The organism is Methylopila musalis (assembly GCF_042679725.1).
Classification (GTDB): domain Bacteria; phylum Pseudomonadota; class Alphaproteobacteria; order Rhizobiales; family Methylopilaceae; genus Methylopila; species Methylopila musalis.
The window spans coordinates 1-5,063 of sequence record NZ_JBHTMX010000196.1 but is presented as its reverse complement, the minus strand read 5'-3'; the positions used below and the strand labels follow the sequence as shown (position 1 = coordinate 5,063).

Genomic DNA, 5,063 nt, shown 5'->3' with positions numbered 1-5,063 from the left:
GGCCGCCCGGACCCGCGCGACGCCGCGACCGTCATCGGCGCGATCCGGCGCGGGGTGGAGCTCGTCCACGGCGAGCGCTGCGGCGCGCTGGTGACCGCGCCGATCGCCAAGGCCCCGCTGATGGCGGCGGGCTTCCCCCATCCCGGCCACACCGAATATCTCGGCGCGCTCGCGGGCGAGCTCTGGGGCGCGCCCGCCCGGGCGGTGATGCTGCTGTGGTCCGAGGAGGTGGCGGTGGTCCCCGTCACCGTCCACGTGCCCTTGCGCGCCGCGCCGGACCTTCTGACCGAGGACGAGATCGTGGAGACCGGCCGCGTGCTGGTGCGCGACCTGCGCCGCCGGTTCCGGCTCGAGGCGCCGCGCATCGCGGTGGCGGGCCTCAACCCCCATGCGGGCGAGGACGGCAAGCTCGGCCATGAGGACGAGGCGATCGTCGCGCCTGCCGTGCGGCGGCTGCAGGCGGAGGGCGTCGCCGCCACCGGGCCGCACCCGGCCGACACGCTGTTCCACGCCGCCGCCCGCGCCCGCTACGACGCGGCGCTCTGCATGTATCACGATCAGGCGCTGATCCCGGTGAAGACGCTCGCCTTCGACCGGGCGGTGAACGTCACGCTCGGCCTGCCATTCGTGCGAACCTCGCCGGACCACGGCACCGCCTTCGACATCGCGGGCACGGGCGCAGGCAACCCCGAAAGCCTCGCCGCCGCGCTGGAGCTCGCCGCGCGCCTTTCCGCGGAGCCCGTCGCGCCGTGAGCGCCATCGACGACCTGCCCCCGCTCCGGGACGTGCTGCGGACGCACGACCTGATCCCGAAGAAGTCGCTCGGCCAGAACTTCCTGCTCGACCTGAACCTCACCGCCCGCATCGCGCGCGCCGGCGGGCGGCTCGCGGGCGTCACCGTGGTGGAGGTCGGCCCCGGCCCCGGCGGGCTGACCCGCGCGCTGCTGGCGGAAGGCGCGGCGCGGGTGGTGGCGATCGAGAAGGACGGCCGCGCCATCGCCGCTTTAAACGAGATCGCCGCGCGCTACCCGGGCCGGCTGGAGATCGTCGAGGGCGACGCGCTGGAGACGGACATGGCCCGTCTCGCCGCCGGCGACGGCCCGGCGCGGATCATCGCCAACCTGCCCTACAACGTGGCGACGCCGCTGCTCACCGGCTGGGTCGGCGCGGCCCAGTGGCCGCCGTTCTGGGACGGCCTGACGCTGATGTTTCAGCGCGAGGTGGCGGAGCGCATCGTGGCCGGGCCCGGCGACGACGCCTATGGCCGGCTCGGCGTGCTGTGCGGCTGGCGCTGCGAGGCGAAGATCGCCTTCGACGTCGGCCCGCAGGCCTTCACGCCGCCGCCCAAGGTCACGTCCTCGGTGGTGCGGCTGACGCCCCGGCCCGATCCCCTGCCCTGCTCGGTCAAGGCGCTGGAGACCGTGACCCAGGCCGCCTTCGGCCAGCGCCGCAAGATGCTGCGCCAGAGCCTGAAGAGCCTCGGCGACGCCGCCGCCCTGCTGGACGCCGCCGGCCTCGAGCCGACGCGGCGGGCGGAGGAGATCCCCGTCGCGGGCTTCGTGGCGCTCGCCAACGCCTGGGAGGCCGCCCGCGCGGCCTCCGCCTGACCGCGCGTCGGCGCTCTCCGCTCATCGTCATGCCCGGCGTATGCCGGGTATCCACGACTTGCCCGTCGACGGTTTCACCCAAGGCAAGTCGTGGATGCCCGCGCGACGGCGCGGGCATGACGGAGCAGCCGGGCCTCTTACGCTCGAACGCCGTCAGACGTTCAGGACGCCGCGAGGAACAGCGCGCCCGCCAGCGCGAAGCCGACCACGCTGATCAGCGTCTCCAGCACGGTCCAGGTCTTGAGCGTGGTCTTCACGTCCATGCCGTAGAAGCGGCCCACCAGCCAGAAGCCGGAATCGTTGACGTGGCTCGCGATCACCGAGCCGGCGGCGAGCGCCAGCACCGAGGCTGCGAGCTGCACCGGGTTGTAGCCCGCCGCCGCGATCGCCGGCTGCACCAGACCGACCGCGGTAATGAGCGCGACCGTCGCCGACCCCTGCGCCAGCCGGAGCGCCGCCGCGATCACGTAGCCCGCCACGAACACGTGCAGGCCGAGCCCCTCCAGCGCCTGCGACAGCGCGAGCCCGATGCCGCTTTCCCGCAGCACCTCGCCGAACATGCCGCCGGCGCCGGTGATCAGCGTGATGGCGCAGATCGGCCCCAGCGCGCCGTCCAGCAGCTTCTCCACCTCCGCGCCGCTGCGGCCCCGGCGGGCGCCCAGCACGTAGGACCCGACGAACACCGCCACCAGCAGCGCCACCGGCGTGGAGCCGAGCGCCCGCGCCACCTGGAACCACGTGCCGTCGCGGCTGACGTCGCCGGCGGCGGCGAGCGCGTTCAGCCCCGTGTTGAGGAAGATGAGCGCCAGCGGCAGCATCATCAGCAGCACGACGGTGGAGGAGCGCGGCGGGTTGGGATCGTGCGCGACCTGCGGGCCGCCGGCCAGGATCTCCGGCACCTCCACATGGATGCGCTTGCCGATCCACAGGCCGAACAGGTAGCTCGTGATGTACCAGGTGGGCAGCGCCACCGCGAGGCCGAGCAGGGTGACGAGGCCAACGTCCGCCTTGATCAGCTCGGTCGCGGCCACTGGCCCCGGATGGGGCGGCACGAACACGTGCATAACCGAGAACGCGCCCGCGACCGGTATGCCGTAGAGCAGCAGCGATCCGCCGAGCCGCCGCGCCACCGTGAACAGGATCGGCAGCATCACCACGAGGCCGGCGTCGAAGAAGATCGGGAAGCCGAAGATCAGCGACGCCACGCCGAGCGCCAGCGGAGCCCGTTTCTCGCCGAACAGCGCCACCAGATCGTCCGCCAGCGCCTGCGCGCCGCCCGACACCTCCACCAGCCGCCCGAGCATGGCGCCGAGGCCGATCAGCAGCGCCACGCTGCCGAGCGTGGTGCCGAAGCCGTGCAGCAGCGTGGGCACCACCTTGCCCGGCGCGATGCCGGCCGCGAAGGCGGTGAGGAGGCTGACCAGCACCAGCGCCAGAAAGGCGTGGATGCGGAACTTCAGGATCAGCACCAGCAGCAGCGCGACGGCGCCGGCGGCGATCAGCAGCAGCGGGCCGGCGCCGAGCGCGGGAACGGCTTGGGAAGGCGTCATGGGGGCGTCTCGTAGGTCTTCGGAAGGCGGCGAGCGTCAGCGGGCGGCGGAGACGGCGGAGGTCGGCCGCTCCAGGCCGAGCGCCGCGACGGCGCGGTCCACCACCGTCTGCGGCGAGGCGGTGATGTCGACCCGCGCGCCGGCCTCGTCCGTCGCCAGCGGCTCCAGCGCCGCGAACTGGGAGGCGAGCAGCGAGGTCGGCATGTAATGGCCCGCGCGGTGGGACATGCGGTCCTCCACCAGCGCCGGGTCGCCGGCGAGCTCCAGGAAGCGCACCCGCGCCGGGGCGCCGCGCAGCACGTCGCGGTAGCGGCGCTTCAGCGCGGAGCAGGTGACGACGGTGGAGGCGCCCTCCCCGGCCTGCGCGCCGATCCAGTCGCGGATCAGCACGAGCCAGGGCGCCCGGTCGTCGTCGTCAAGCGGAACGCCGGCGCTCATCTTGGCGATGTTCGCGGGCGGATGGAACTCGTCGGCCTCGGCGAAGGCCCAGCCGAGCCGCGCCGCCAGAGCCTGCGCGACGGTGGTCTTCCCCACCCCCGACGGCCCCATCACCACCACGCAGTCGGGCCGTCCGGCCGCTTCGCCGTTGCTCGCCATTGGCGTGTTCCCTCGTGTTTGTCGTTGTCGTGACATAGCGCTCGCACGCCTGCGGCGATCCGTCCACCGCCATGATTCGCGCGTCATCCACAGCGTCCTGCGCCGGAATACGGGCGACCTCCGCGCCGCGCCGGGGCCGTCGGCGCCCCAACAGGGCGATCATGCTCTAAGCTCGCACGATCCGACTCACCCCCCCCCCCGCCCGGAGCGGCCCCCGCCCATGCCCGTCCGCCTGCTTTCCGACACGGTCGCGAACCGCATCGCCGCCGGCGAGGTGGTGGAGCGCCCGGCCTCGGTGGTGAAGGAGCTGACCGAGAACGCCCTCGACGCCGGCGCGACCCGCATCGAGATCGTGCTCGAGGGCGGCGGCGCGCGGCTGATCCGCGTGTCCGACGACGGCTGCGGCATGGACCGCGACGACCTCGTGATGGCGGTGGAGCGCTTCGCCACCTCCAAGATCACCAGCGACGACGATCTGGTCGGCGTCGCCACCATGGGGTTCCGGGGCGAAGCGCTGCCCTCCATCGGCGCGGTGGCGCGGCTCGCCATCGCGACGCGCCGCGCCGACGCGCCCCACGGCTGGCGGCTCGCGGTGGACGGCGGCCGCAAGGGCGAGGCCGAGCCCGCCGCGCTGCCGCCGGGCACGCGCATCGAGGTGCGGGACCTGTTCTTCGCCACCCCCGCCCGCGCCAAGTTCCTGAAATCCGATCGCGCCGAGGCCCAGGCCGCGGCCGAGGTGGTGCGCCGGATCGCGCTCGCCGCCCCCCATGTGGACGTCACGCTGGTGGTGGAGGAGCGCACGCTGCGCTTTCCGGCCGCCGCCCCCGGCGCCGCCGGCCATGCGGAGCGGCTGGCGCAGGTGCTCGGCGCCGAGACCGCGACCGCGATGATCGCCATCGACGGCGAGCGGGAGGGCGCGCGGCTGGTGGGCCATGTGGGCCAGAGCCATCTTCACCGCGCCACCGCCGGCGCGATCCACCTCTCGGTCAACGGCCGCCCGGTGCGCGACCGGCTGCTGACCGGCGCGCTGAAGGCCGCCTATCAGGACGTGATGCCCCGCGACCGCCATCCGGTGGCCGCGCTCGACATCCGGGTCGGCCCCGGCGAGGTGGACGTGAACGTGCATCCCGCCAAAGCCGAGGTGCGCTTCCGGGACGCGGGACTGGTGCGGGCGCTGGTGGTGTCCACCGTCCGCTCGGCGCTCGCCGGCGCCGGACCGACCCCTTACGCGGCCGGTTCGGCCGAGATCGCCCGCTTCGCCGGCCGCGCGCCCGTCTACGGCGCCTCCCGCCCGGTCGCCGCCACGGCG

The 5,063-nt window shown here is 74.2% G+C and carries 5 protein-coding genes; 3 read left to right on the top strand and 2 right to left on the bottom strand.

Going from position 1 to position 5,063, the window contains the following annotated elements; all coding sequences use genetic code 11:
- Both pdxA and rsmA read left to right on the top strand, forming a co-directional pair.
- Window positions 1-753: 4-hydroxythreonine-4-phosphate dehydrogenase PdxA (gene pdxA, locus ACFQ4O_RS14870; protein WP_378776692.1), on the top strand; the 753-nt coding region annotated here is incomplete at its 5' end.
- A complete protein-coding gene (gene rsmA / locus ACFQ4O_RS14865) occupies window positions 750-1,607 on the top strand; it encodes a 16S rRNA (adenine(1518)-N(6)/adenine(1519)-N(6))-dimethyltransferase RsmA (RefSeq protein ID WP_378776690.1) in 858 nt (285 codons plus the stop codon). The genes pdxA and rsmA, both read left to right, overlap by 4 nt.
- A 161-nt stretch (window positions 1,608-1,768) precedes the next feature.
- Here rsmA and ACFQ4O_RS14860 read toward each other — a convergent pair whose 3' ends face one another.
- Complete coding sequence (locus tag ACFQ4O_RS14860; protein ID WP_378776688.1) at window positions 1,769-3,157, bottom strand: GntP family permease; 1,389 nt, start codon at window positions 3,155-3,157, stop codon at window positions 1,769-1,771.
- Window positions 3,158-3,193: 36 nt separating this feature from the next.
- Window positions 3,194-3,754: a gluconokinase gene (locus tag ACFQ4O_RS14855; RefSeq protein WP_378776686.1), complete on the bottom strand. Its 561-nt coding sequence runs from the start codon at window positions 3,752-3,754 to the stop codon at window positions 3,194-3,196.
- A 220-nt stretch (window positions 3,755-3,974) separates the two neighbouring features.
- Here ACFQ4O_RS14855 and mutL point away from each other — a divergent pair.
- The coding region (mutL, locus tag ACFQ4O_RS14850) for a DNA mismatch repair endonuclease MutL (protein ID WP_378776684.1) at window positions 3,975-5,063 on the top strand (1,089 nt) is incomplete at its 3' end.

What these genes read in the sequence shown, in the direction of transcription:
- ACFQ4O_RS14860 (WP_378776688.1), bottom strand. Translation starts at nt 3,157, where the DNA reads ATGACGCCTTCCCAAGCCGTTCCCGCGCTCGGCGCCGGCCCGCTGCTG.
- ACFQ4O_RS14855 (WP_378776686.1), bottom strand. Translation starts at nt 3,754, where the DNA reads ATGGCGAGCAACGGCGAAGCGGCCGGACGGCCCGACTGCGTGGTGGTG.